Source organism: Nonomuraea sp. NPDC050643 (assembly GCF_040654715.1).
In the GTDB taxonomy this organism is placed as follows: Bacteria; Actinomycetota; Actinomycetes; order Streptosporangiales; family Streptosporangiaceae; genus Nonomuraea.
In genome coordinates this window covers 171,108-195,475 of sequence record NZ_JBFAIM010000005.1, presented here as the reverse complement: position 1 = coordinate 195,475, position 24,368 = coordinate 171,108, and the positions used below count along the sequence as shown (strand labels likewise).

Genomic DNA, 24,368 nt, shown 5'->3' with positions numbered 1-24,368 from the left:
CTGTGGGAATCTGCGCCACGATCGCCGCGCGGGCAAGGGGTGATCGAGGCCCAAAGTTGGGCAAAACTTTCCACGGCCGGCCGGAGTGCCTGAAGCAGGGTTCAGGTCACGGACACGAGTGATGTCGATAACGGAGCGGTTGCGACCCTGTGTGCCGGTTTGGTTCGCCCTGGTCAAGCAACTATCTTCCGTGCAGGTGCCGTACGTTTCTTCACGCCTGCGTTGAAGTTCTCGACTGCGGCGGAAGACGGCGGGGAAAGGGAAGGGAGTCGCCTTGCTCGGCAAGCGATTCAACAAGCTGGCGCTCGGCTCGGTAGCCGGTGTCATGCTCATGGCAGCCGCCGCCTGTGGCGGCGGCGGTGGGGGAACCACGGCCAGCGAGGCGCCGACCGGCGCCGCGAGCAGCGAGGCGCCGAAGGGCGGGCTCAAGGTCGGGCTCGCGTTCGACGTCGGCGGACGTGGCGACAAGTCCTTCAACGACGCGGCTTACGCCGGCCTGGAGAAGGCCAAGACGGACCTGAGCGCGGAGATCAAGGAGCTGAGCCCGTCGGCCGACGGCTCCAACCGCGGCGACCTGCTGCGTCAGCTCGCTGACGCGGGCTACAACCCGATCATCGGCGTGGGTTTCGCCTACGCCGAGGACATCAAGAACGCGGCCACCGAATACCCGGACATCCAGTTCGCGGTCGTCGACTCCGCCTCCAACGCGCCCAACGTGACCGGCCTGCTGTTCGCCGAGGAGCAGGGCTCCTACCTGGCGGGTGTCGCCGCGGCGACCAAGTCGGAGAGCGGCCACGTCGGCTTCGTCGGCGGCGTGGAGAGCGACCTGATCAAGAAGTTCGAGGCGGGCTTCGTGGCCGGCGTGAAGTCGGTCAAGGCGGACGCCAAGATCGATATCAAGTACCTCACGCCCGACGGGGACTTCACCGGCTTCAAGGCTCCCGACAAGGGCAAGGTCGCGGCCGAGAAGATGTACCAGGACGGCGCGGACATCGTCTACCACGCCTCCGGTGACTCCGGCCTCGGCGTGTTCCAGGCGGCGGCCGCGGCCAAGAAGAAGGCCATCGGCGTCGACTCCGACCAGCGGCAGACGGTCAAGGAGACCGACCTGCAGTCGGTCATCCTGACCTCGATGCTCAAGCGCGTCGACGTCGGCGTGTTCGAGTTCATCAAGGCCTTCCAGGGTGGTGCCAAGGGCGGCGCGAACGTCACGTACGACCTGAAGGTCGACGGCGTCGGCCTGTCCACCACCGGTGGCGAGATCGACGACATCAAGGACAAGCTCGACGCTGCGAAGAAGGACATCGTCGACGGCAAGATCACGGTTCCTGCCAAGCCGTAGTCGGGGTAGAAGTGACATCTGAGGGCCCGGAGTCCGCAAACTTCGGGCCTTCTGTCTATGCCGCCCCTGTGTAGGAGAGGCGAAATGAGTGCTGACACCCTGGCCACGGCGAAACCCGCCGTAGAGCTGGAGGGCATCACTAAGCGTTTCCCCGGTGTCGTCGCGAACCACGACATCCGCATCACCGTCCGGCCCGGCACGGTGCACGCCATCGTCGGGGAGAACGGCGCGGGCAAGTCAACGCTGATGAAGATCCTCTACGGCATGCAGAAGCCGGACGAGGGGACGATCAAGGTCAACGGCACGGAGGTCGGCTTCCGCACGCCGAGCGACGCCATCGAGGTCGGGATCGGCATGGTGCACCAGCACTTCATGCTCGCCGACAACTTCACCGTCCTGGAGAACATCGTCCTCGGCGCCGAGCCGACGAACGTCGGCATGCTCGACACCGGCAGGGCACGCAGGCGCATCACCGAGCTGGCCGTCGCCCACGGCCTGCGCGTCGACCCCGACGCGCTGGTGGAGGACCTCGGCGTCGGCGACCGGCAGCGCGTGGAGATCCTCAAGGTCCTCTACCGCGGCGCCCGCATCCTCATCCTCGACGAGCCGACGGCCGTGCTGGTCCCCCAGGAGGTCGAAGAGCTCTTCCAGAACCTGCGTGAGCTCAAGGCCGAGGGCCTGACCGTCATCTTCATCTCCCACAAGCTCGACGAGGTCCTCGACATCGCCGACGCGATCACCGTGATCCGGCGCGGCACCACGGTCGCCAGCGTCGACCCGGGCGACGTCACCGCACGTCAGCTCGCCGAGCTGATGGTCGGCAGCGAGCTGCCCACGCCGGAGACCCGCGAGTCCACCGTGACCGACACCGTGGCGCTCAAGGTCGCGAACCTGACCATGGAGGCCGACGGCCACCGCCCCCTGCCGAAGGGCACGCCGCTCAGCACGTACGTGGCCAAACTCCACGAGGAGGGCGCCCGCCTGCTGCTCGACGACGTGTCGTTCGAGATCCGCAAGGGCGAGATCCTCGGCATCGCCGGCGTCGAGGGCAACGGCCAGTCCGAGCTCATCGAGGCCATCATGGGCATCCGCCCGGCGCACGGCACCATTGAGCTGGCCGGCCAGGACATCTCCGGCTGGTCCACGCTCAAGCGCCGGGAGTCCGGCGTCGGCTACATCCCCGAGGACCGTCACCGCCAGGGCCTGCTCCTGGAGGCGTCGCTGTGGGAGAACCGGGTGCTCGGCCACCAGACCAGGGCGCCCGCCCGCAAGGGCATCTGGATCGACCGGCGCGCGTCGAGGGCCGACACCGAGCGCATCGTCAAGGACTACGACGTGCGTACCCCTGGCGTGGAGACCCTGGCTCTGGCCCTGTCCGGCGGCAACCAGCAGAAGCTGATCGTCGGTCGCGAGATGAGCGGCGAACCCGCGTTCCTCATCGCCGCCCACCCGACCCGCGGCGTGGACGTCGGCGCCCAGGCCGCCATCTGGGACCATCTTCGTAACGCCCGCGCGGCCGGCCTCGCCGTGCTGCTCATCTCCGCCGACCTCGACGAGCTGATCGGTCTGTCCGACTCGCTCCAGGTCGTCTACCGGGGGCGGCTCGTGGCCGCGCTCGATCCTTCCGACGTCACGCCCGAGCGGCTGGGCGGCTACATGACCGGCGCGATCGCCGGCACTGAGGAGACGTGATGCCCGCCGGGCTCAACCGGGCGCTGCTCACCGTCGCCGGTGTCATCGTCGCCATCGTCCTGGCGATCGCGATCTGCAGCGTGGCGATCATCATCGCGGGCGCCAGCCCGCTCGACGCGATGGGCGCCTTCTTCGACTTCGGCGCCACCGCGCGGACCCAGTCCAACGGCATCGCCGCCTTCCTCAACCGCGCGGTGCCGCTGTTCATCGCCGGTCTGGCGGTGGCCGTCGGCTTCCGCATGAACCTCTTCAACATCGGCGTCGAGGGCCAGTACCGGATCGCCGCCATCTGCGCGGCGTACGTGGGCTCGACGTTCACGGCGCCCGCGCCGATCCAGATCGCGGTGATCATCGTGGTCGCCGCCGCGGTCGGCGGCCTGTACGCGCTCATCCCCGCCGTCATGAAGGTGACCAGGGGCGTGAACGAGGTCATCTCCACGATCATGCTGAACTACATCGCGATCAACCTGGCGGCCTTCCTCGTCCGTGGCCCCTTCGCCGGTGAGCGGGCGGAGGGCCAGCTCTCGACGACCACGCCGGAGCTGTCCGAGTCGGCCATGTTCCCCGACCTGAACTTCGTGTTCGACGGGTTCGGCCTGCCGGCGCCCACCCGCAACGGCGGCCTGTGGGGCTTCCTCATCGTGGCCGCCGTGCTCGGCGTGGTCATCTGGGTCGTGCTCGAACGCACCCGGTTCGGCTTCGACGTCAAGGCCAGCGGCCTCAACGGCCCGGCCGCGCTCGCCTCGGGCGTCAACCCGAAGCGCATGGTGATCGCGGCCATGGTGCTGTCCGGCGCGATCGCCGGGCTCATCGGCCTGCCCGAGATCCTCGGCGACAAGGGCGCCTACAACTCCAACTTCACCGCCGGACTGGGCTTCCTCGGCATCGCGGTGGCGCTGCTCGGCCGGAACAAGCCGGTCGGCATCGCGGTCGCCGCGCTGCTGTTCGCCTTCCTCGACCGGGCGCAGGGGCCACTGCAGTTCGCGGACATCCCCCCGTCCGTGATCACGATCATCCAGGGCACCATCGTGCTGCTGGTGGTGGTGGCCAACGAGGTGACGAAGCGGATCGCGCTCAGGCTCGAAGAGCGGCGGGCCGCCCAGGAGCTCGGCAGGAACACTCCCGTTGAGGTGACGGCATGACCAGGGTCGGCAAATACCATGTGGTGCTGCTCGGTATCGCCGCGCTCATCCTGCTGATGTCGCTGGTCCGTTACGTGTCGGGCCAGAACGACATCACCTCCTCCGGTACGTTCGCCGCCGCCCTCGGGTTCGCGGTGCCGATCGGCCTGGCCGGGCTCGGCGGCCTGTGGGCCGAGCGGGCCGGCGTGGTCAACATCGGTCTCGAAGGCATGATGGTGCTCGGCACCTGGATGGCCGGCTGGGCCGGATACCAGTGGGGCCCCTTGGCCGCGCTGATCGCCGGGCTGCTCGGTGGCGCGCTCGGCGGGCTCCTGCACGCGATCGCGACCGTGTCGTTCGGCGTGGACCACATCATCAGCGGCGTCGCCATCAACCTGCTGGGCCCCGGCATCACCCGCTTCCTGTCGGAGGTCCTGTACAAGGAGGGCACCCAGGCGGCCGAGGCGGGCGCGGGCATCACCACCTCGCCCGCGATCGGGGAGAAGTGGGAGATCAGCCTTCCCGTGTTCTCGTCCGGGCCCGACCTGTTCGGCAAGCTCGAGTCCCTGCACTGGTTCCTGCTGTCCGACCTGGCGGGCATCCTGCGCGGGCTCACCCACAACGTCAACGTGCTGACGGTCCTGGCCGTCCTGATGCTGCCGCTGACGTTCTTCGTGCTCTGGCACACGGCCTTCGGCCTGCGGCTGCGCTCCGCGGGCGAGAACCCGTGGGCGGCCGAGTCGCTGGGCGTCAACGTCTACTTCATCAAGTACGTCGCCGTCGTCATCTCGGGCGCCTTCGCCGGGCTCGGCGGCGTGTTCCTGGTCTTCGTCTCCAGCAAGTACGTGGAGGGCCAGACGGCCGGGCGCGGCTTCATCGGCCTGGCCGCCATGATCTTCGGCAACTGGCGGCCCGGCGGCCTCGCGGCCGGCGCCTCGCTGTTCGGCTATGCCGACGGCCTGCAACTGCGCAACCAGCGGGCCGTCACCTCGTTCTTCCTGTTCGGCGCGGTGCTGCTGCTGATCTTCCTCGCCCTTCAGGTCCGCCGCCTGCTCTCCTCCACCCAGCCCGCCGAGCTGGTGGTCAGGAGCACCAGGCAGTACACCCTGATGGCCGCCGCCGCTCTGGGCATGGTCATCCTGTTCTGGCTCTGGCTGACCGTGGACCAGTTGCCGAACGAGTTCGTCTTCATCACGCCACACGTGCTCACGCTGCTCGTGCTCCTGGTCGCTTCGCAACGTCTGCGGATGCCCAAGGCCGACGGCGTCAGCTATCGCCGGGGGGAACAGCATTGAGCATCGACTGGAACGGCCTGCGTACCGAGGCCGCGGAAGCCATGCGGAACGCGTACGCGCCGTACTCGAAGTTCCCCGTGGGGGCGGCGGCGCTCGTCGATGACGGCCGGATCGTCACGGGGTGCAACGTGGAGAACGCCTCCTACGGCCTCGGGCTGTGCGCCGAGTGCGGCCTGGTCTCGGCGCTGCAGCTCTCCGGCGGCGGCCGCCTGGTGGCCTTCACCTGCGTGGACGGCCACGGCGAGCTGCTGATGCCGTGCGGGCGCTGCCGTCAGCTCCTGTACGAGTTCGGCGGCGAGGACCTGCTGATCGAGACCGAGGACGGGCCCAAGCGCATGGCCGAGATCCTGCCGTACGCGTTCGGGCCGCAGGACCTCAGCAGGAGTGCCTGATGGACGCCATCGAGGTCATCCGCGCCAAGCGTGACCGGGGCGAGCTGACCACGGCCCAGATCGACTGGGTGATCGACGCCTACACGCGCGGCGACGTGGCCGACGAGCAGATGGCGGCGCTGGCCATGGCGATCCTGCTGAACGGCATGGACCGCCGTGAGATCGCCGGCTGGACGCAGGCCATGATCCGCTCGGGCGAGCGCATGGACTGGTCGGCCCTCGACCGGCCCACCGCCGACAAGCACTCGACGGGCGGGGTCGGCGACAAGATCACGCTGCCGCTGGCGCCACTGGTGGCGGCCTGCGGGGCGTACGTGCCGCAGCTCTCGGGCCGCGGCCTCGGCCACACCGGCGGCACCCTGGACAAGCTGGAGTCGATCCCCGGTTGGCGGGCCTCGCTCTCGAACGACGAGATGCTGCACGTCCTGCGGACGGCGGGCGCCGTTGTGTGCGCGGCCGGCTCCGGCCTCGCCCCCGCCGACAAGAAGCTGTACGCCCTGCGCGACGTCACCGGCACCGTCGAGTCGATCCCGCTCATCGCCTCGTCGATCATGTCGAAGAAGATCGCCGAAGGCACCGGGTCGCTCGTCCTGGACGTCAAGGTGGGCTCCGGGGCGTTCATGAAGACGGTCCCGGCGGCCAGGGAACTGGCCGAGACCATGGTGGCGCTCGGGACGGACGCGGGGGTGCGCACGGTCGCCCTGCTGACGGCCATGGACCGGCCGCTGGGCCGGGCCGTGGGCAACGCCCTGGAGGTCGAGGAGTCCGTCGAGGTGCTCGCCGGCGGCGGGCCCGCCGACGTGGTGGAGCTGACCGTACGGCTGGCGCGGGAGATGCTGGAGGCCGCTGGGGTGCCCGCCGGGAAGGACCCGGCCAAGGCGCTGGAGGACGGCTCGGCCATGGACGCCTGGCGGCGCATGATCTCGGCCCAGGGCGGGGATCCGGACGCGCTGCTGCCCAGGGCGGCCGAGACGATGACCGTGGAGGTGCCCTCGTCCGGGGTGCTGACGCGGCTGGACGCGTACGCGGTGGGCCTGGCCGCCTGGCGGCTCGGTGCCGGGCGGGCGCGTAAGGAGGATCCGGTCTCTTTCGGGGCCGGGGTGATGCTGCACGCCAAGCCCGGGGATCTGGTGCGGGCGGGGCAGCCGCTGATGACGCTGCACGCTGATGAGACCTGGCGGTTCGAGCGGGCGCTCGAGGCGCTGGAGGGCGGCTACGCGGTGGGGGCGGCGGCCGAGGAGCACCTGCCGCTGGTCATCGACCGCGTCACGGCCCTGTAGCCCCCCGGGCGCGTCCCGCCGGGCGGGCCGCGGCCCCCGGGGAGGCCGCCGTCCCCTGGACGCGCTCAGACCGCCTGGGGCGGCGCGGACCAGTGGTCGGCACGCTCGGGCGGCCCGGAGTCAGCGGGTCGGGGTCGGCCGGGTCAGCGGGTCAGGGCCGGGGCGTCGGCGAAGATCTCGGTGAGGACCGCGCGCTGGGTGGGCAGGGCCTCGGCGTGGCGGGTGCGGCCCTCGTCGGTGATGCAGACGAAGACGCCGCGCCGGTCGGCGTCGCACACTCCGCGTGAGACCAGTGCCGCCTTCTCCAGGCGGGCCACGACCCGGGACAGCGCGCTCTGGCTCAGATGGACCTCGTCGCAGAGCTCCTGGATGCGCAGCTTCCTGTCATGGTGAACGATCCGATCCAGCACCTCGAACTCGCTCGGCCCCAGACCGTGCCGATCGCCCAGCTCGCGCTCCAGCGCGCACATGGCCTTGGCGTGTTTGGCCAGGACGTAATGCCAGGTGTCCACCACGAACTGCTCGTCCATGTCGCGGAGGTTACCACTTCGCTAAAACTCATGCAACGGCATTAAATGCGTTTGCATTAGATGCGCCTGCATGTAGTGTTCTCATCCATGTCCTCTTCCTCATCCCGTTGGGGCGCGCTCGCCGTGCTCTGCGCAGTGATCTTCCTGGACGCCCTTGACGTCTCGATGGTCGGTGTCGCCCTGCCCGCCATCCAGCACGATCTGGGCCTTACTACGTCTTCTCTGCAGTGGGTGGTCAGCGGCTACGTGCTCGGTTATGGCGGTCTTCTGTTGCTCGGGGGCAGGACCGCCGATCTGCTCGGGCGGCGCAGGGTCTTCCTGGTCGCGCTGGGTGTCTTTGCCGTGGCGTCGTTGCTCGGTGGTGTTGTGGACGACGGGGGATTGCTGATCGCGGCCCGGTTCGTCAAGGGCGTGGCCGCCGCGTTCACCGCGCCCGCGGCGTTGTCGATCATCACGACGACCTTTCCCGAGGGACCTGAGCGCAACAAGGCGTTGAGCATCTTCACCGCCTGCGGCGCCAGCGGCTACTCGCTCGGCCTTGTGCTCTCCGGCCTGCTGACCGAGATCGGCTGGCGGTGGACGCTCCTCATGCCGGTGCCCGTCGCGGTCATCGCGCTGGTCGCCGCGCTGAAGATGCTGCCGCGGGGCCGCGAGGAGCGGGCCGAGGGCGGTCACGACCTGGTCGGCGCCGTGACCATCACGGCCTCGATGCTGCTGCTGGTGTTCACGGTCGTCCAGGCGCCCGAGGTCGGCTGGGCCTCGCTGCAGACGATCGGCTCCCTGGCGGGCGTGGCCGCGCTGCTCGGCCTGTTCGTCTTCGCCGAGTTGCGGATGCGCCACCCGCTGGTGCGGCTGGGCATCCTGCGCTCCGGCCACCTCGTGCGGGCCAACCTGGGGCTGCTCATCCTGATGGGCTCGTACGTGTCGTTCCAGTTCGTGGCCATGCAGTACTTCCAGAACCTGCTGGGCTGGTCGGCTCTCGGCACCGCCATGGCGTTCCTCCCCGCCGGCCTGCTGGTCGCGGTCAGCTCGACCAAGATGGGCGACTTCGCCGACCGGTTCGGCACCGGCAAACTGATCGTCATCGGCGCCGCGGCCCTGGCCGGCGGGTACGCCGTCTTCCTCGGCATCGACCGCACCCCCAGCGTGGGCGGCATGGTGATCCCCGGCATGATCCTGCTGGGCATCGCGTTCGCCCTGTCGTTCCCCTCGCTGAACATCCAGGCCACCAACGGCGTGGACGACGACGAGCAGGGGCTGGCCTCCGGCCTGCTCAACACCTCCGGGCAGGTGGGCGGCGCGATCGTGCTGGCCGTGGTGACCGCCGTGCTCACCTCCGGCGGTGAGACCCTCTCCATCGGCTCGCTGCGTGCGGCCATCGTCGTGTCGCTGGTGCTGGCCCTGGTCGGGCTGGCGATCTCGGCGACCGGCCTGCGCGCCCGCAAGCCGGCGGTGGCCGCCGAGCCGGCGGACCCGAAGGTCTACGAGACCGTCTGATCGGTAACCGGTCAGGGCCTCGCCGCGACGGCGGCGGGGCCCTGACGGGTCTGCTCGCCCAGCGCCGGTGCCGCCGGCCGGGAATCCCGTGCCGACGCCGCTTGCGGGGCTGTGAGCTGGGCATCTACCGGTCATGCGCTCGCTGTCCCCGCGCGCCCGCGTGGCCCTTTCCGTCGTCTTCCTCGCCGTGCTCGCCGCCTGCGGCCCGGCCCGGCAGACCGCCCTGCCCGGAACAGGACCCGAGACAGGGCCCGAAACCCAGCACGAAAGCCCGCCCGCCAGTGGGCCGGCTTCCGACACCCCGACGAGCACCGCCGAGGTGGAGGTCGACCGCGCCGGCATCGAGCCCGCCGTCGTGACGGCCGTGCGGTACGCCGCCCACGAGACCTACGACCGCCTGGTCATCGACCTCAAGGGCGCCATCCCCGGCTACAGCGTGAAATGGGTGGACGAGTTCGTCCAGGACGGCTCCGGCAAGCCCATCGACGTCCGCGGCGGCGCCTACCTCCAGGTCACGCTCTTCCCGGCCAACGCCCATGACGACGAGGGCGCGCCCACCTGGCACGGCGGTCCCGTCTACGCGGCCGACCTGGGCAACCTCACCGACGTCGTCAGGACCGGGGACTTCGAGGGGCGCGTCGGCATCGGGCTGGCGCTGGACAAGCAGGCGCCGTTCCAGGTCAAGGAGCAGGGCACGCCCAACCGGCTGATAGTCGACGTGGCACACTGACGTCGTGGTGAGAAAGATCGAGGCTCCGGCCCGCATTCCCGTACCCGGCGGCAAGCTCATCGACGAGCACGTGGGCCGCGTCAGCAGTGGCGACGAGGCGATCTCCATCGCCCACATGAGCGCGCCCCCGGGCTGGGAGGAGCCGGCCCAGACGCCGTCGTTCACCGAGTACACCGTGGTCCTGCGCGGCACGGTGATCGTCGAGCACGCCGAGGGCACGACCGAGGTCGGGGCCGGGCAGTCGCTGGTGACCTACCCCGGAGAGAAGGTGCGTTACAGCACCGGGCCCGAGGGCGCCGACTACGTCGCCGTGTGCCTGCCCGCCTTCACCCCGGAAAGCGCCGGACGCGACTGAGCAGGCGCGGCCCGGGTGCTCATATCATGGCCAGATGAGCCCCACGCTTGACGAGATCCGGCGGGCTCCCAAGGTGTTGCTGCACGATCACCTCGACGGCGGGCTCCGCGCCGAGACGATCGTCGAGCTGGCCCGGGAGACCGACTACGGCCGGCTGCCCACGACCGATCCCGACGCTCTGCGCCACTGGTTCGAGGAGGCGGCCGACTCGGGATCACTCGAACGCTACCTGGAGACCTTCGACCACACGGTCGCGGTCATGCAGACCCGCGAGTCGCTCGTCCGGGTGGCCGCCGAGTGCGCCGAAGACCTGGCCGCCGACGGCGTGGTCTACGCGGAGGTGCGTTTCGCGCCCGAGCAGCACACCACCAGGGGGCTGAGCCTCGACCAGGTGGTGGAGGCGGTGCTCGACGGGTTCAGGCAGGGCTCCGAGGGGCGCGGCGTCCGCGTCGGCACGCTGCTGACGGCCATGCGGCACCAGGCGCGTTCCCGGGAGATCGCCGAGCTCGCGGTGCGCTACCGCGACGGCGGCGTCGTGGGGTTCGACATCGCCGGGGCCGAGGCCGGCTACCCGCCCACCCGCCACCTCGACGCGTTCGAATACTTGCAGCGGGAGAACGCCCACTTCACCATCCACGCCGGCGAGGCGTTCGGGCTGCCGTCGATCTGGCAGGCCATCCAGTGGTGCGGCGCCGACCGGCTCGGGCACGGCGTGCGCATCATCGACGACATCTCCGTGGCCGGCGACGGGTCGGCGAAGCTGGGGCGGCTGGCCGCCTACGTACGCGACAAGCGCATCCCGCTGGAGATGTGCCCCACCTCCAACCTGCAGACCGGCGCCGCCGACTCGATCGCCGACCATCCCATCGGGCTGCTGCGCCGGCTGCACTTCCGGGTCACCGTCAACACCGACAACCGGCTGATGAGCGCGACCAACCTGTCGCTGGAGTTCCACAAGCTGGTCGAGGCGTTCGGCTACGGCTGGGACGACCTGCAGTGGTTCACCGTCAACGCGATGAAGTCGGCGTTCCTCCCGTTCGACGAGCGGCTGGCGCTCATCAACGGCGTGATCAAGCCCGGGTTCGCCCGGCTCAAGTGGCAGCCGTGAAGCAGGTCTACCGCTCCAGGACCGCGTTCGTGCTCGGGTGGGTGTGGCTGGCGTTCGTGGCGTTCAACGTCTACGACCTGATCGCCCGCTTCAGCGGCAAGTCGTCGCTGGTGGCGCTGGCCGTGCTCGGGGCGCTGACGGCGCTCGTCTACGCGGTCGCGCTGCGCCCCGCCACCGTGTTCACGGAGGAGGGGCTGGTAGGGCGCAACCCGTTCCGCACGACGTTCGTGCCGTGGGCCGCCATCGACGACGTGACCGTGTCCCACTCCATCAACGTCCAGCACGGCGACGGGCGGGAGCTGCGGCTGTGGACGCCGATGAGCAGCGCCAGAGAGCGGGCCAAGGCGCAGCGGCGCGGCGCGCCCCGGGTCGAGCGCGGGCGCTTCAAGACCGAGCCGACGCTGTCGAAGTCCGAGCAGGCGGCGGTGGAGGCGTTCGCGGGCAAGACGCACGCCGACTGGGTGGGCGACCAGATCCGCGATCGCGCCGAGTCGGCCCGGCGCCGCGACGAGGCGGCGGCGCCGGTCCGGGTCACCTGGTCCTACGACTCGATCGCGGTGCTGGTGGCCGCGGTGGCGCTGATCGTGGCGGCCGTCGTCTTCACCTGATCGTCACCCCCTGGCCCTGTTGACGAATCTGGACATCCCCGCCTGGGCGATGCCCGACGCCTCCACCCGCCCGGCCGCCTCCGTCTCCACCGCGAAGGCGCGTTCGACCTCCGCCGGTGACGGGCGCAGCAGGGCGAGGTGGACCGCGGTGGCGGCGCCGGGGGCGCTCCAGTGGTGGATCCGGGCGATGGCCGCCTCCACCAGCCTCTCCGGGGCGACGATCTCGTCCAGCAGGCCGAGGGCCAGGGCCTCCTCGGCGCTGACGCGGGCCGAGTCGAGCACCAGCCGCAGCGCCCTGGCGCCCACCAGGCGGGGGAGCAGGTAGCTGGAGGCGTTCGAGATCGACAGGCCGATGTGGTTCTCCGGGAGGAAATACTCGGCCGCCGGCGTGCCGATCCGGGCGTCGAAGCAGAGCGTCCACTCGGCGGCGCCGCCCACGGCCAGGCCGTTGACCGCCCCCACCACCGGGACCGTGGTCTCGAGCACGGCCCTGGTCATGTCGTGGAAGGTCTCCACCTCCTCGACCAGCGATCGGCCGACGGCCTGGTGGATGTCCTCGCCGGCCGAGAACGCCCGGCCCGTGCCGGTGACCACGATGCCCCTGGTGTGCCGCCCGTGCTCGCGTACGGCCGTGGCCAGGTCCGCGCGCATGGCGGAGGTGAGGGCGTTGAGCTTCTCGGGGCGGGCGAGCGTGATCACGGCCACGTCGTCGCGTACTGCTACGTCGATCATCTCTGCTCCTTCTCGACGGGGATGGCCGGGGCGGCGCGCTGGTCGCGTTCGGGGTTGAGGAGGTGGCGTTTCTCGATGCGGGCCGACGGGGTCAGGGCGAACTCCTCGACGAACTCCACGTACGCCGGGACCTTGAAGCGGGCCAGGCGCTCCCGCGCGTGCTCGATCACGCTCATGGCGGTGTCACGGGTGGCCTCGTAGCCGGGGCGGAGCTGCAGGAACGCCTTGGGCAGCTCGCCGAACAGGTCGTCGGGGATCGGCACCAGGGCCGCCGACATGACCGCCGGGTGCCGCGCGAGCACGCTCTCGACCTCCGCGCACGAGATGTTCTCGCCGCCCCTGCGGACCATGTCCTTGATCCGCCCGGCGTGGCGGATGTGGCCGTGGTCGTCGCGGACGCCCAGGTCGCCGGTGTGGTACCAGCCGCCTCTGAACGCGTGGGCGGTCGCCTCGGGGTGGTTCCAGTAGCCCTTCATCATGGGGACGCCCCTGACCAGGATCTCGCCGCTCTCCTCGTCGATGACCACCTCCTTGCCCGGCGGCGCCACGCCCAAGGCGCCGGTGCCGACCGTCTCGCCCGCGTCCACGGGCACGACCAGGTCGGGGCCGGTCTCCGTGGAGCCGTACAGCTCCCGCCAGGGCACGTCCCAGCGCTCCTCGAACGTGCGGTGCAGGTCGGGCTGGATGCCCGAGCAGAGCACCAGGCGCATGCGGTTGTCGCGGTCATGGGGGTGGGGCGGCTGTTTGTGCATGAGGAGGGGCATCGTGCCGAGCACGTACGTGAGCGTCGCGCCGTGCTCCCTGGCCGAGGGCCAGAAGCCGGAGGCGGAGAAGCGGGGGAGCACGACGAGGGGGATGCCGCCCGTCAGGCACAGGAGCGTGACCCACTGGGGATCCATGTACGAGTACGCTTGCGCGATCATGAAGACGTCGTCGTCGCGGAGCCCGATCTGGTCCACGACGACCTGGGCGGTCCTGAGCCAGTAGTCGTGGGTGAGCATGCAGGCCTTGGGGAATCCGGTTGTCCCCGACGTGTACTGAAAATTCGCGACATCGTCGCTCTTGATCGGTACGGTCGGGCCGGTTCCGCCGTCGAGGTCGTCGAGGTCGTACACCGGGCCCGGGATGTGCGCGGCGTGCTCGGGCGTGCTGATGGTCGCGACGGCGCCCGAGTCGGTCAGGACGTGCTCCAGGTCGGCCGCCCGGTAGCGGACGTTCACCGGCACGGTGATCGCGCCGGACTTGAGTATCCCCAGCCAGCTCAGCGGCCAGCCGGGCACGTTGTCCATCATGACGGCCACCCGGTCGCCGGGCCGTACGCCCCTGCCGGTCAGGGCCGCGGCCAGGCGGTCGGACCGCGCGTCGGCGTCGGCGAAGGTCACGCGGGCGCCGGGGCGGGTCGGGCCGGCGTCGGGGAAGCGGAGGAACTCACGCGTGCCGTAGGTGGCGGCGGCGTGCCTCATCAGGTCGGGGATCGTCTCATGCATCCGGCGGCTCCCAGGGGTACTCGGGCAGCAGGGAGAAATCGGCGGTGGCGACGCTCTGGGCGGGGGCGCGGACGGCGGCCAGGCCGATCGTGACGAACTCGGCGCACACCTGCTCCAGCGAGGAGTCCCCGTCGGGGCGGTACCACTCGCTGGTGCCGGTGCACATGGACATCAGCGCGAGCCGGGTCAGCCGCTGGTCGGCGCAGTGGAACACGCCCTCGGCGACCCCGTCGGCGAGCGCGCTCTTCCAGTGGTCCTCGTAGGCGTCGCGGAGGGCGATGATCTCGTCGTGGGCGGCGGAGCCGGGCGTCAGGGAGCGCAGTTCGCCGTCCATGACGCGGGTGGTCATCGGGTTGCGGGCGTGGATGGCGGTGAGTGAGCCGATCAGCAGGGAGAGGCGGTCCGCGGGACGGTCGTAGGGGCCGAGCATGCGCTCGGTGGTCTCGATCAGCCCGCGCTGGGCGACGCGCATGAGGTCGGCCAGCAGGGCCTCCTTGCTCGTCACGTGGTGGTAGATCCCGGCGTTGGTCATGTTCACGGCCTTGCCGAGGTCTCTGATGCTCGTGCCGGCGTACCCGTGACGGGCGAACAGCAGCACCGCCGCCGTACGGATCCGCACACTGGCATCTGTGGTCATCTGGATTCCTACCGAACGTTCGGTCGCCCTTTGAAGCGGAAAATACCCCAACTCCACAGGAATCGCCATAGGTTGACTCTGACACCGTGTCAGCCCCTACCTCTGGAGGTGACATGTTCGGCATCGGAGACTTCGCCAGACTGGGGCTGGTGTCCGTACGGATGCTCCGGCACTACGACGCGATCGGCCTACTGCGGCCCGCGCACGTGGACCCGGTCAGCGGATACCGGTCCTACCAGGCCGCGCAGCTCGCCAGGCTCAACCGCATCGTCGCGATCAAGGACCTCGGCTTCACGTTGGAGCAGGTCAGGGCGATCCTCGACGAGAAGGTGAGCACGGAGGAGCTGCACGGCATGGTGCGCCTGCGCCGTGCCCAGCTCGAAGCGCAGATCAGCGCCGACCTGGCCAGGTTGCGCAGCGTCGAGGCGCGGCTTCGTACGATCGAGACGGAGGGGCACATGAGGACCGCGGAGGTCGTGCTGAAGACGGTGAGCCCGATCAGGGTCGCCCGGCTCAGCGCCAGGGCGGCCAGCTACGAGGGAGAGGACATCGGCCCGGTCATCGGCCCCCTCTTCGAGGAGATCTGCCGGCGCGTGGAGGCCGCCGCCATCCGGATCACCGGCCCCGGCCTGGCCTACTACGTGCCCGAGGACGACGGCTCGATCATGGTGCACGCCTGCCTGCCGGTGAACGCCGAACCCGGCACGCACGACGTCGAGGTGGTGGACCTGCCGGGCATCGACACGGCGGCCACGATCATCCACCACGGGCCGATGGAGGCGGTGGGGCCGACGTTCCAGGCGCTGGCCCACTGGATCGAGGAGCACGGCTACCGCTCCCGCGACCTGGCCAGGGAGATCTCCCTGCACTGCCCGCCGAACCGGGACGAATGGGTGACGGAGCTGCAGATCGAGGTGATCCCCGTCCCATGACGGAGCTGGAACTGGAGCCGCACCGGGCCGAGCTGACCGGCTACTGCTACCGCATGCTCGGCTCCGGCTTCGAGGCCGAGGACGCGGTGCAGGAGGCGTTCGTCCGGGCGTGGCGCACCTACGACCCCGGCCGCGGACCGCTGCGCCCGTGGCTGTTCCACCTGGCCACCAACATCTGCCTCGACATGCTCAAGGGCCCGCAGCGCCGCGCCCGCGCCATGGACCTGGGCCCCGCCGCGGTCCCCGGCGCCGCCCTGGGCGAGCCGCTCCCGCCCGACCGCTGGATCCAGCCCGTCCCCGACCACCGCGTCCTCGACCCGGCGGACGTGGCGGTGGGCAGGGAGACGGTACGCCTGGCGTTCGTGGCCGCCCTGCAGCACCTGCCGCCCCGGCAGCGGGCCGTGCTCATCCTGCGGGACGTGCTGCGGTGGAGCGCCGCCGAGACGGCCACCCTCCTGGAGAGCACGGTCGCCTCGGTCAACAGCGCCCTGCAACGCGCCAGGGCCGGCCTTCCGGCGACGGCGCCCCTCGACCCGGAGGTGGACGAGGAACTCCTGGCCCGCTACGTCTCGGCATTCGAGCGCTATGACGTGGACACGCTGGTGTCGCTGCTGCACGAGGACGCGACGTCGTCGATGCCGCCGTTCACGTGGTGGCTGCGGGGACGGGAGGCCATCCGCGCGGTCCTGCTCGCCTCGGACGCGCCGTGCGCCGGCTCCCGCCTCGTCGCGACGCGGGCCAACGGCTGCCCGGCCTTCGGCCAGTATCTCAACGGCGAGCCGTTCGCCCTGGTCGTGGTAGAGGTGGCCGGCGGGCTGATCGTGGGGGCGAGCACCTATCTCGACCCGGGATTGTTCCCTTTCTTCGATCTGCCGATGAGTTCGGTGCCCGCGTCTCGTACTGAGGGGTGAAGGAGGAAACATCACATGCCAGAAATCGTCGAGTTCCCCGAGCGTCCGTACGTCGGGGTGCGCGCAACCATCACCATGACCACCTTCGGCGTCGTCGGGGACCGCATCGGAGAGATCATCGGCTGGCTCGCCGAACGCGGCGCGTACCCGGCCGGGGCGCCGTTCTTCCGTTACGACAGCATCGACATGGCCGGTGACCGGCTGGTGGTGCAGGCGGGCGTCCCGGTGGCCGCACCGGTGGAGGCCGAGGGCGACCTCTTCGCCGGCACCCTGCCCGCGGGCCGCTACGTCACCGTCTCCCACCACGGCCACCCCGACGGGCTCATGAAGGTGACCGCCGATCTCCTGCGGTGGGCACAGGAGCAGAGGCTTTCGTGGGACATGACGGAGAAGGACGGGGCCGAGCACTGGGCGGGCCGGCTGGAGCTGTACAAGACCAACCCGATGGAGGAGCCCGACCTCGACAACTGGGACGTCGACCTGCAGTTCAAGCTGGCCTGACAGCCGGGGTCGGACCTGGGGCCCAGGTCCGCCACCCGCCGCCGGCCGGGCACACTGTCGCGGATGCTCGTCTCCCCTCCGCGTAGCCCGGCCGTGCGGCCCTTCCTCGTCGGCATGTTCGTCGACGCCCTCGGCAGCGGCCTCTACCTGCCGCTGACGTCGCTGTTCGCCCAGCAGGTGACCGGACTGCGCGCAACGTCGCCTTCGGCCTCGGCGGCCTGCTGCCGACGGGACTACCGCCAGGTGTTTCGGGTGGAAAGGGGTGACTCCGGTTACGGCTGCCCGGCTCCCTCTCGCGTCGACCCCGCGCGAGATGCTTCGGTCCATGGGTCCACATTTGGTCCTACCGGATGTGGACCCACCAACTTTGGTCCCATACGGTGGCCCGGGCAAGCGGAATGCGCTAAAAGCCCAGGTGAACCGTCAGGTCGGCGCTCAAGGAGTCGAGCTCACGGGTCGCCTGGGCGCGGGCCTGTGGGACCTCGTCCGTCACCGGGACGACGACCTCCAGGTAGCACTTCAGCTTCGGTTCCGTGCCCGAAGGGCGGACCACCACCCGGGCGTTGCCCACCAGCCGGTAGCGCAGGCCGTCGGTGGGGGGCAGGCCGCCGTCGCCCTGGTTCAGGTCGTCCGCCCGTTCGACCGCCCGCCCGCCGAGCGAGGCCGGCGGGTTCGTGCGCAGGCGGTCCATGGCGTCGGCGATCAACGACAGGTCGTCCACCCGGAACGAGAGCTGGGACGTGGCGTGCAGGCCGTAGCGGCGGGCCTGGTCGTCCAGGAGGTCCAGGAGCGTACGGCCCGCCCGCTTGGCCGTCGCGGCGATGGCGGCCACCGTCAGGGCCGCGCCGATGCCGTCCTTGTCCCTGACCGGGAGGCCGGCGTCCGAGCCGACGCTGTAGCCGATGGCCTCCTCGTAGCCGAACACCAGCCCCGCGCCCGCCTTGATGATCCATTTGAAGCCGGTCAGCGTTTCGCCGTAGCGCACGCCGTGGGCCCCGGCGATCTTGCCCAGGAGGGTGGAGGAGACGATCGTGGTGGCCACCAGGCGGTCGCCGGTGGTGTGGGTGATCACGTGCTCGGCCAGCAGGCCGCCCACCTCGTCGCCCGTGAGCATGCGGACGTCCCCGCCCGGCAGCGGGACCCCGACCGCGCACCTGTCGGCGTCGGGGTCGTTGGCCAGGATCAGGTCGGCGTTCAGCTTGGCGGCCAGGGCGGCGGCTAGGTCCATCGCCCCCGGCTCCTCCGGGTTCGGGAAGGAGACCGTGGGGAAGTCGGGGTCGGGGTTGCGCTGCTCCTCGACCGCCATCGGGGTCTCGAAGCCCGCCGCCAGGAAGGCGCCGGTCAGGGTGGCCGCGCCGACCCCGTGCAGCGGGGTGTAGGCGACACGGAGGTCACGCGCCTCGCCCAGGGGCAGGGACGTCACGGCCTCGATGTAGTCGTCGACGATGTCCTCGCCCAGCTCGGTCAGCGTGCCGGGGCCGTTCAGCGGGAGTTCGTCCACGCGGCCCACCTCGTCGATGGCGGCCGAGATCTCGCTGTCGATCGGCGGCACGATCTGGGAGCCGTCGCCCCAGTAGACCTTGTAGCCGTTGTCGCGGGGCGGGTTGTGGCTGGCGGTGACCGTGACCCCGGCGTCGGCGCCGAGCTGGCGTACGGCGAAGGCCAGCACGGGCGTCGGCAGCGGCGCGGGCAGGATCGAGGCGTGCAGCCCCGCGCCCGTCAGCACGGCGGCGGTGTCGCGGGCGAACACGTCGGACTTGTGCCTGGCGTCGTAGCCGATGACCACGTGCCGGCCCGGCCCGAGCACCTTGGCCAGGCCGGCGGCGGCGCGCATGACGGTGACGCGGTTCATGCGGTTGGGGCCCGCGCCCAGCTCGCCGCGCAGGCCCGCCGTGCCGAACTCCAGCTTGGCCCCGAACCGGTCGTCCAGGGCGGCCAGGTCCTCGCGCTCGATCAGGCCGGAGAGCTCGGTGCGGGTGTCGGGGTCGGGGTCCTGCGCCAGCCACCGCCCGGCCTCCTGGAGCAGGAGCGCCGTGGCGGGCACGTCGTTCCCGCTCGCCGCCGGCGCCTTCGCGTCGTCGTTCACAGCCGGTCCACCACCTTGGCCAGCAGCACGCCCATGCGGGCGGCCGTGGCGCGCCCGACCTCGAGGACCTCCTCGTGGTTGAGCGGCTCGCCGGACAGGCCCGCGCCCGGGTTGGTGACCAGGGAGAGGCCGAGCACGTCGAGCTTGGCCTCGCGGGCCGCGATGGCCTCCAGGACGGTGGACATGCCGATCATGTCGCCGCCGAGCGTGCGCAGCATGCGGATCTCGGCCGGCGTCTCGTACGTGGGCCCGCGGAAGGCGACGTAGACGCCCTCGGCGAGGCTCGGGTCGATCTCGCGGACCAGCGCGCGCAGGCGGCGCGAGTAGACCTCGGTGAGGTCGATGAACGTGGTGCCGGTGATCGGGTTGGCCCCGGTCAGGTTGATGTGGTCGCTGATCAGGACCGGGTCGCCGACGTTCTGCGTCTCGGGGCGCAGGCCGCCGGCCGCGTTGGTCAGCACGAGCGTGCGTACGCCGGCCGCGGCCGCCGTCCGTACGCCGTGTACGACCGGGTCGACCCCGAGCCCCTCGTACAGGTGCGTGCGGCCGAGGAAGATCAGCGCGTGCCGCCCCGCCGGGGTGCGCACGACGCGGATCTTGCCGCTGTGCCCGGCCACGGCGGGCGCCCGGAAGCCCGGCAGGCCGGTGAACGGGATCTCGCTCACCGTCTCGCCGATCGCGTCGGCGGCGGGCACCCACCCCGACCCCATGACGAGGGCCACGTCGAAGGTGTCGAGGCCGGCGGCGTCACGCAGTGCCGCGGCGGCCTCGTCGGCCAGGGTATATGCGTCTTTGGTCACCTTCAGTAGTTTAGAAGCAGCCTGTCCAGGACCCGTACGCCGAACTGCAGCGCGTCGACCGGCACCCGCTCGTCCACGCCGTGGAACATCGACGCGAAGTCCATGTCGCCGGGCAGCCGCAGCGGCACGAACCCGAACCCGCGCACCCCGAGATCGGCGAAGAACGTCTTGTTGTCGGTGCCGCCCGACATGCAGTACGGGATCGCCCGCGCCGCCGGGTCCTCGGCCTTGAGCGCCGCGATCATCGACTCCACCAGCGCCCCGTCGAACGAGGTCTCCAGCGCGATGTCGTGGTGCACGAACTCGCGGCGCACCTTCGGCCCGAGCAGCCCGTCCACGGTCTTGAAGAACTCCTCCTCGAAGCCCGGCAGGAACCGCCCGTCGACCACGGCCGTGGCCTGGCCGGGGATCACGTTCGACTTGTAGCCGGCGTTGAGCTGGGTCGGATTGGCGGTGTTGCGCAGCGTCGCGCCCACGAACCGCACCAGGGGCCCGATCGTGTCCAGGACCGGCTTGGGGTCGCTCTCGTCGAACGGGATGCCGAAGGCGTCGGCCACCTCGGTGAGGAAGCGGCGGACCGTCGGCGTGTACGTCAGGGGCCAGTCGTGCTCGCCGATCCTGGCGACGGCCCTGGCGATCTCGGTGACGGCGTTGTCGTCGTTGAGCATCGAGCCGTGCCCGGCCGTGCCGTCGGCGGTCAGCTTCATCCAGGCCAGGCCCTTCTGGGCCGTCTCGATCAGGTAGAGCCGCAGGGACGGGTCGACCTCCAGCGAGTAGCCGCCGACCTCGCTGATCGACTCGGTGACGCCCTCGAACAGCTCGGGGTGGTGGGCGGTGAGGTATTTGGCGCCGTACACGCCGCCGGCCTCCTCGTCGGCCACCCAGGCGAAGACGATGTCGCGCCGCGGCCTGCGCCCCTCGCGCTTGAGCTGGCGCAGCACGGCCAGCATCATCGCGTCCATGTCCTTCATGTCCACGGCGCCGCGGCCCCAGATGTAGCCGTCGCGCACCTCGCCCGCGAACGGGTCCACCGACCAGTCGGCCGCGTTGGCCGGGACGACGTCGAGGTGGCCGTGGACGAGCAGGGCGGGCAGGGAGGAGTCGGTGCCCTCGACCCGGGTGATCACGTTGCCGCGGCCCGGCTCGCTCTCGATGTAGGTGGACTCGATGCCGACCTCGGACAGCCGGGCCATGACGACCTCGGCCGCGGCCCGCTCGCCGGGGCCGCTGCCGTCCCCGTAGTTGCTGCTGTCGACGCGGATCAGCTCCACGCAGAGGTCGGCGACTTCCTTCTCGGCAGGTGTCATGGCGTTGTCTCCCAATGGTGATCCAGCGTGAGCAGTCCGGACTTGTGGAGGTGCCCGCGCTTGTAGGCGCGGGTGATGAGGGTCAGATCGACGTCGGTGATCTCGTCGTGCCGGCCGACGACGCCGGTCATGAAACGGTAGAGGTCCGCCTCGTGCGCCGCGACGACCTGCACGATAAGGGAATGCGTGCCCGTGGTGGCGGCGCAGTAACGGACCTGGGGGTGCGCGGCCAGTCGCTGGCCGACCAGGTCCAGCCCGTACGGGCGCACCTTGAGCCAGAGCATGGCCTCCACCTCCAGACCGAGCAGCGCGGGCTCCACCTCGGCCCGCGGCAGCAGCAGCCGCCGCTCGATCAGCGAGGCCACCCGCCGCCGCGCGGTCGGCACGGAGACGTCCAGCCGCTCGGCCATCGCGGTGAAGGCGATGCGGCCGTCGGCGGCGAGCAACTCGGCGATCTCCTGCTCCAAGGGTGACAGGCCCTCCTCGTCAGGCAGGAGCTCGGGCGGCGGGTCCGGCCGCAGCTCGGCCACCTCCTGCTCGCTGAGGTAGGGCGCGTGCCACTCGGCGACGGTCCTGAACGTGTGGAGCACGACCTGCGTCTGCGTCTGCGACACCCCGTCGATGTCGGAGAGCTGCGTGGACAGGACGTGGTGCAGATCCTCCCTGGAGGGGGAGACCAGCTCGCAGCCGATGTCCGCGGCCCCGGTCAGCGCGTAGACCGAGCGCGTGTCGCGCCGGTCGGCCAGCGCCCTGGCCACCTGTCCCGCCGTCCCCGGCCGTACGTGGACGTGCAGGTGCACCGGGCGCCCATGCCCGGTGCGCAGGTCGTCGTAGATGGCCGTGACCCGGACGAAGCCGTCGGCGATCAGGCGCTGCAGCCGCCTGGCCACCGTGCGTTCGTGCTCGCCCACCGCCCGGCCGATCTCGCCCCACGAGGCACGTGGGCTGACTTGCAGCGCGGCGACGAGCCGCCGGTCGAGAACATCCACTCGGACCCGTTTCTGTGTCGGGTTTGTAAATATATGACGAGAAATTTGACTGTTTCGGTCGCCCGAATGCACAGTAAGCCATCACCGCTCTTGCAAGCAAAGGAGCCCACGTGGCCAAGTCCCCTGTGGCCCAATCCCCCCTCGGCATCCCCAAGAGCCGGGTACGTCAGCTCATGGCGGCCAGCATCGGCAACGTGGTCGAGTGGTACGACTGGTACGCCTACACCTTCTTGGCGACGTACTTCGCCGCGCAGGTCTTCCCGAAGAGCGCGGGCAACAGCCTGGTGCCGCTGCTGAGCTCGTTCGCGGTCTTCGCGGTGGGCTTCTTCATGCGCCCCCTGGGCGGCCTCCTGGTCGGCGCGTTCGCCGACCGGTACGGCCGCAAGGCCGCCATGACGTTCACCATCGTGCTGATGGGCGCCGGCTCCCTGCTCGTCGGCCTGACGCCCACCTACGCGGCGGTCGGCGTCCTGGCGCCGATCATCCTGACCCTGGCCAGGCTCATCCAGGGCCTGTCGGTGGGCGGTGAGTTCGCCGCCGCGACCACCTTCCTGGTGGAGTCGGCCCCGCCCAACCGCCGCGGCCTGTTCTCGAGCTTCCAGTACGTCAGCACCACCATCGGCCAGCTCCTGGCCTCCGGGCTGGCGGCGCTGCTGGCCACCTCGCTCGTCAAGGCCGACATGGACTCCTACGGCTGGCGCATCCCGTTCATCGTGGGCGCCGTGCTGAGCCTCGTGGGCCTGTGGATCCGCAAGGGCGCCGACGAGACCTCGGCCGTGGCGGAGGAGATCCGCCGGGGCGAGGCCCAGCGGCCCAAGCTGTTCGACTTCCTCAAGCACCACCCGAGGTCGGCGGCCACGATCGTGGGCATCACCATCGCCGGCACGGTCGCCTACTACACGTGGACCAGCTTCCTGCCCACGTACGCCCAGATCACCGTGAACTTCGACAAGGCGGACTCGCTCCAGATCGGCACGATCTCGCTGGTCTTCTTCATGATCCTGCAGCCGCTGCTCGGGATGCTGTCGGACCGGATCGGGCGCAGGCCGATGCTGATCACGTTCGGGCTCGGGTTCCTGGTCCTGCCCGTGCCGCTGCTGGGGCTGCTGACCGACTCCTACGGGAGCCTGCTGGTCGTGCAACTCGTCGGCATGGTGTTCCTGGGCTGCTTCACCTCGATCTCGGCCGCGGTGAACTCCGAGCTCTTCCCGACCCGGGTGCGGGCGGCGGGGGCCGGGTTCCCGTACTCGCTGACCGTGGCGCTCTTCGGCGGCACCGCCCCGCTGATCGGCACCGCGCTGCAGGAGGCCAAGATGCCCGAGCTCTTCCCGTGGTACATGTCCGCACTGGCGCTGATCTCCACCCTGGTCTACCTCTTCGTCCTCAAGGAGACCAAGGACCAGCCGCTGCGCTAACCGCCGTATGAGGTGCAGGGGCGCTCCCGCAGCTCCTTGACGTAGTCGTCGGGGGCGCCCGCCCGCTCGGCCGCCTCGGCCAGGCTGCCCAGGTAGCGGGCCGACGGCAGACCGCCCTCATAGCCGTCGAGCACGTAGAACCAGGCCACGACCTCGCCCTCCAGCGTCTGCACCCGCATCCGCACCTTGTGGTAGGCGCCGCGGACCGCGCCCTCCCACTGGTCGAGCGAGGTCTCCTCCCAGTCGGGCACGTCATAGAGGACCACGAACACATGCTCGTCGGGGTCTTCGACGATCGTGGCGATGGCGCCCTCCCACGCGAGGTCCATGCCCCCGAACGTCAGACGCCAGCCGGGCAGCCAGCCCACACCCCAGATCGGTGAGTGGGGGGCACGCATGGCCATCTGCTCCGGGTCCATGTTCGTGCCATACGCGCCATAGAGTCTGAGATCACTGGGCTTGCCCGAACGATCTGAAGACCACGCCACGATCCACCCCTCTCGCCGGGTGCCGCTCATCATCCAGCTACCGCGCCATCCTGCCACGCTGGACGGCCGCGCCGGTCCATCGGATCGGGGCGGCGCGACGTCGTGTCCCGACCGGTTCATGGCCCCGTTGCAG

At 70.5% G+C, this 24,368-nt stretch carries 24 protein-coding genes; 15 read left to right on the top strand and 9 right to left on the bottom strand.

What is annotated here, in order from left to right:
• The first annotated feature begins 274 nt into the window (after positions 1-274).
• The 6 genes from AB0I15_RS08695 (at position 275) to AB0I15_RS08670 (ending at position 7,122) form a co-directional block, all read left to right on the top strand.
• Positions 275-1,342, top strand: a complete 1,068-nt coding sequence (locus tag AB0I15_RS08695) for a BMP family ABC transporter substrate-binding protein (RefSeq protein ID WP_358091937.1) — start codon at positions 275-277, stop codon at positions 1,340-1,342.
• 84 nt (positions 1,343-1,426) lie between these two features.
• Positions 1,427-3,034 (top strand): ABC transporter ATP-binding protein, encoded by a 1,608-nt coding sequence (locus AB0I15_RS08690; protein ID WP_358091935.1) that lies wholly within the window; start codon positions 1,427-1,429, stop codon positions 3,032-3,034.
• On the top strand, positions 3,034-4,176 hold the full coding sequence (locus AB0I15_RS08685) for an ABC transporter permease (protein WP_358091933.1): 1,143 nt from the start codon (positions 3,034-3,036) through the stop codon (positions 4,174-4,176). The genes AB0I15_RS08690 and AB0I15_RS08685 overlap by 1 nt, the downstream gene beginning before the upstream one ends.
• Positions 4,173-5,450 (top strand): ABC transporter permease, encoded by a 1,278-nt coding sequence (locus AB0I15_RS08680; protein ID WP_358091932.1) that lies wholly within the window; start codon positions 4,173-4,175, stop codon positions 5,448-5,450. The genes AB0I15_RS08685 and AB0I15_RS08680 overlap by 4 nt, the downstream gene beginning before the upstream one ends.
• Entirely contained in the window at positions 5,447-5,842 is a 396-nt protein-coding gene (locus tag AB0I15_RS08675) for a cytidine deaminase (RefSeq protein WP_358091930.1), read from the top strand. Before AB0I15_RS08680 ends, AB0I15_RS08675 begins: the two co-directional genes overlap by 4 nt.
• Complete coding sequence (locus tag AB0I15_RS08670) at positions 5,842-7,122, top strand: thymidine phosphorylase (RefSeq protein ID WP_358091928.1); 1,281 nt, start codon at positions 5,842-5,844, stop codon at positions 7,120-7,122. The genes AB0I15_RS08675 and AB0I15_RS08670 overlap by 1 nt, the downstream gene beginning before the upstream one ends.
• A gap of 143 nt (positions 7,123-7,265) precedes the next feature.
• Here AB0I15_RS08670 and AB0I15_RS08665 read toward each other — a convergent pair whose 3' ends face one another.
• Entirely contained in the window at positions 7,266-7,652 is a 387-nt protein-coding gene (locus tag AB0I15_RS08665; RefSeq protein ID WP_358091926.1) for a MarR family transcriptional regulator, read from the bottom strand.
• Between the two features lie 60 nt (positions 7,653-7,712).
• On the opposite strand from AB0I15_RS08665, the gene AB0I15_RS08660 reads away from it, so the two are divergent.
• The 5 genes from AB0I15_RS08660 (at position 7,713) to AB0I15_RS08640 (ending at position 11,950) form a co-directional block, all read left to right on the top strand.
• Positions 7,713-9,149, top strand: coding sequence for an MFS transporter (locus tag AB0I15_RS08660; protein ID WP_358091924.1), 1,437 nt, complete (start codon positions 7,713-7,715; stop codon positions 9,147-9,149).
• A gap of 133 nt (positions 9,150-9,282) precedes the next feature.
• Positions 9,283-9,879, top strand: coding sequence for a hypothetical protein (locus tag AB0I15_RS08655; RefSeq protein WP_358091922.1), 597 nt, complete (start codon positions 9,283-9,285; stop codon positions 9,877-9,879).
• 4 nt (positions 9,880-9,883) lie between these two features.
• On the top strand, positions 9,884-10,234 hold the full coding sequence (locus AB0I15_RS08650; protein WP_358091920.1) for a cupin: 351 nt from the start codon (positions 9,884-9,886) through the stop codon (positions 10,232-10,234).
• A 34-nt stretch (positions 10,235-10,268) separates the two neighbouring features.
• Entirely contained in the window at positions 10,269-11,342 is a 1,074-nt protein-coding gene (locus AB0I15_RS08645; protein WP_358091918.1) for an adenosine deaminase, read from the top strand.
• Complete coding sequence (locus tag AB0I15_RS08640) at positions 11,339-11,950, top strand: PH domain-containing protein (protein WP_358091916.1); 612 nt, start codon at positions 11,339-11,341, stop codon at positions 11,948-11,950. Before AB0I15_RS08645 ends, AB0I15_RS08640 begins: the two co-directional genes overlap by 4 nt.
• Positions 11,951-11,953: 3 nt before the next feature.
• Here AB0I15_RS08640 and AB0I15_RS08635 read toward each other — a convergent pair whose 3' ends face one another.
• The 3 genes from AB0I15_RS08635 to AB0I15_RS08625 are packed head-to-tail and all read right to left on the bottom strand — an operon-like array spanning position 11,954 to position 14,806.
• Positions 11,954-12,682 (bottom strand): enoyl-CoA hydratase/isomerase family protein, encoded by a 729-nt coding sequence (locus AB0I15_RS08635; protein WP_358091914.1) that lies wholly within the window; start codon positions 12,680-12,682, stop codon positions 11,954-11,956.
• On the bottom strand, positions 12,679-14,169 hold the full coding sequence (locus AB0I15_RS08630) for an AMP-binding protein (protein WP_358091912.1): 1,491 nt from the start codon (positions 14,167-14,169) through the stop codon (positions 12,679-12,681). Before AB0I15_RS08630 ends, AB0I15_RS08635 begins: the two co-directional genes overlap by 4 nt.
• Positions 14,162-14,806, bottom strand: coding sequence for a TetR/AcrR family transcriptional regulator (locus AB0I15_RS08625; protein WP_358091910.1), 645 nt, complete (start codon positions 14,804-14,806; stop codon positions 14,162-14,164). The genes AB0I15_RS08630 and AB0I15_RS08625 overlap by 8 nt, the downstream gene beginning before the upstream one ends.
• 113 nt (positions 14,807-14,919) lie before the next feature.
• Between AB0I15_RS08625 and AB0I15_RS08620 the strand changes: the two genes are divergently transcribed.
• Genes AB0I15_RS08620 through AB0I15_RS08610 form a run of 3 tightly spaced genes read left to right on the top strand, consistent with a single transcriptional unit; the run spans position 14,920 to position 17,150 of the window.
• The gene (locus tag AB0I15_RS08620) at positions 14,920-15,738 is read left to right on the top strand and encodes a MerR family transcriptional regulator (RefSeq protein ID WP_358091908.1); all 819 of its coding nucleotides are present in this window, start codon (positions 14,920-14,922) and stop codon (positions 15,736-15,738) included.
• Entirely contained in the window at positions 15,735-16,649 is a 915-nt protein-coding gene (locus AB0I15_RS08615) for a sigma-70 family RNA polymerase sigma factor (RefSeq protein ID WP_358091906.1), read from the top strand. The genes AB0I15_RS08620 and AB0I15_RS08615 overlap by 4 nt, the downstream gene beginning before the upstream one ends.
• Positions 16,650-16,664: 15 nt before the next feature.
• Positions 16,665-17,150 carry a GyrI-like domain-containing protein gene (locus tag AB0I15_RS08610; RefSeq protein ID WP_358091904.1) on the top strand — a complete coding sequence of 162 codons (486 nt, stop codon included), beginning with the start codon at positions 16,665-16,667 and terminating at the stop codon, positions 17,148-17,150.
• 403 nt (positions 17,151-17,553) lie between these two features.
• On the opposite strand, the gene AB0I15_RS08605 is transcribed toward AB0I15_RS08610, so the two are convergent.
• Genes AB0I15_RS08605 through AB0I15_RS08590 form a run of 4 tightly spaced genes read right to left on the bottom strand, consistent with a single transcriptional unit; the run spans position 17,554 to position 22,332 of the window.
• Positions 17,554-19,194: a phospho-sugar mutase gene (locus AB0I15_RS08605; protein ID WP_358092194.1), complete on the bottom strand. Its 1,641-nt coding sequence runs from the start codon at positions 19,192-19,194 to the stop codon at positions 17,554-17,556.
• 38 nt (positions 19,195-19,232) lie between these two features.
• The gene (locus AB0I15_RS08600) at positions 19,233-20,036 is read right to left on the bottom strand and encodes a purine-nucleoside phosphorylase (RefSeq protein WP_358091902.1); all 804 of its coding nucleotides are present in this window, start codon (positions 20,034-20,036) and stop codon (positions 19,233-19,235) included.
• 2 nt (positions 20,037-20,038) lie between these two features.
• Entirely contained in the window at positions 20,039-21,343 is a 1,305-nt protein-coding gene (locus AB0I15_RS08595; RefSeq protein WP_358091900.1) for a M20/M25/M40 family metallo-hydrolase, read from the bottom strand.
• Entirely contained in the window at positions 21,340-22,332 is a 993-nt protein-coding gene (locus AB0I15_RS08590) for an Lrp/AsnC family transcriptional regulator (RefSeq protein ID WP_358091898.1), read from the bottom strand. The genes AB0I15_RS08595 and AB0I15_RS08590 overlap by 4 nt, the downstream gene beginning before the upstream one ends.
• Positions 22,333-22,442: 110 nt before the next feature.
• On the opposite strand from AB0I15_RS08590, the gene AB0I15_RS08585 reads away from it, so the two are divergent.
• Positions 22,443-23,747: an MFS transporter gene (locus tag AB0I15_RS08585; protein ID WP_358091896.1), complete on the top strand. Its 1,305-nt coding sequence runs from the start codon at positions 22,443-22,445 to the stop codon at positions 23,745-23,747.
• Here AB0I15_RS08585 and AB0I15_RS08580 read toward each other — a convergent pair.
• On the bottom strand, positions 23,744-24,235 hold the full coding sequence (locus AB0I15_RS08580; RefSeq protein ID WP_358091894.1) for a gamma-glutamylcyclotransferase: 492 nt from the start codon (positions 24,233-24,235) through the stop codon (positions 23,744-23,746). The two genes, AB0I15_RS08585 and AB0I15_RS08580, sit on opposite strands and share 4 nt — an antisense overlap.
• Between the last annotated feature and the right edge of the window lie 133 nt (positions 24,236-24,368).

Coding starts and splice junctions, on each gene's coding strand:
- AB0I15_RS08620 (WP_358091908.1), top strand. CDS start 14,920: ATGTTCGGCATCGGAGACTTCGCCAGACTGGGGCTGGTGTCCGTACGG.
- AB0I15_RS08625 (WP_358091910.1), bottom strand. CDS start 14,806: ATGACCACAGATGCCAGTGTGCGGATCCGTACGGCGGCGGTGCTGCTG.
- AB0I15_RS08660 (WP_358091924.1), top strand. CDS start 7,713: ATGCGCCTGCATGTAGTGTTCTCATCCATGTCCTCTTCCTCATCCCGT.
- AB0I15_RS08635 (WP_358091914.1), bottom strand. CDS start 12,682: ATGATCGACGTAGCAGTACGCGACGACGTGGCCGTGATCACGCTCGCC.
- AB0I15_RS08630 (WP_358091912.1), bottom strand. CDS start 14,169: ATGCATGAGACGATCCCCGACCTGATGAGGCACGCCGCCGCCACCTAC.
- AB0I15_RS08685 (WP_358091933.1), top strand. CDS start 3,034: ATGCCCGCCGGGCTCAACCGGGCGCTGCTCACCGTCGCCGGTGTCATC.
- AB0I15_RS08655 (WP_358091922.1), top strand. CDS start 9,283: ATGCGCTCGCTGTCCCCGCGCGCCCGCGTGGCCCTTTCCGTCGTCTTC.
- AB0I15_RS08680 (WP_358091932.1), top strand. CDS start 4,173: ATGACCAGGGTCGGCAAATACCATGTGGTGCTGCTCGGTATCGCCGCG.
- AB0I15_RS08690 (WP_358091935.1), top strand. CDS start 1,427: ATGAGTGCTGACACCCTGGCCACGGCGAAACCCGCCGTAGAGCTGGAG.
- AB0I15_RS08665 (WP_358091926.1), bottom strand. CDS start 7,652: ATGGACGAGCAGTTCGTGGTGGACACCTGGCATTACGTCCTGGCCAAA.
- AB0I15_RS08645 (WP_358091918.1), top strand. CDS start 10,269: ATGAGCCCCACGCTTGACGAGATCCGGCGGGCTCCCAAGGTGTTGCTG.
- AB0I15_RS08615 (WP_358091906.1), top strand. CDS start 15,735: ATGACGGAGCTGGAACTGGAGCCGCACCGGGCCGAGCTGACCGGCTAC.
- AB0I15_RS08610 (WP_358091904.1), top strand. CDS start 16,665: ATGCCAGAAATCGTCGAGTTCCCCGAGCGTCCGTACGTCGGGGTGCGC.
- AB0I15_RS08595 (WP_358091900.1), bottom strand. CDS start 21,343: ATGACACCTGCCGAGAAGGAAGTCGCCGACCTCTGCGTGGAGCTGATC.
- AB0I15_RS08670 (WP_358091928.1), top strand. CDS start 5,842: ATGGACGCCATCGAGGTCATCCGCGCCAAGCGTGACCGGGGCGAGCTG.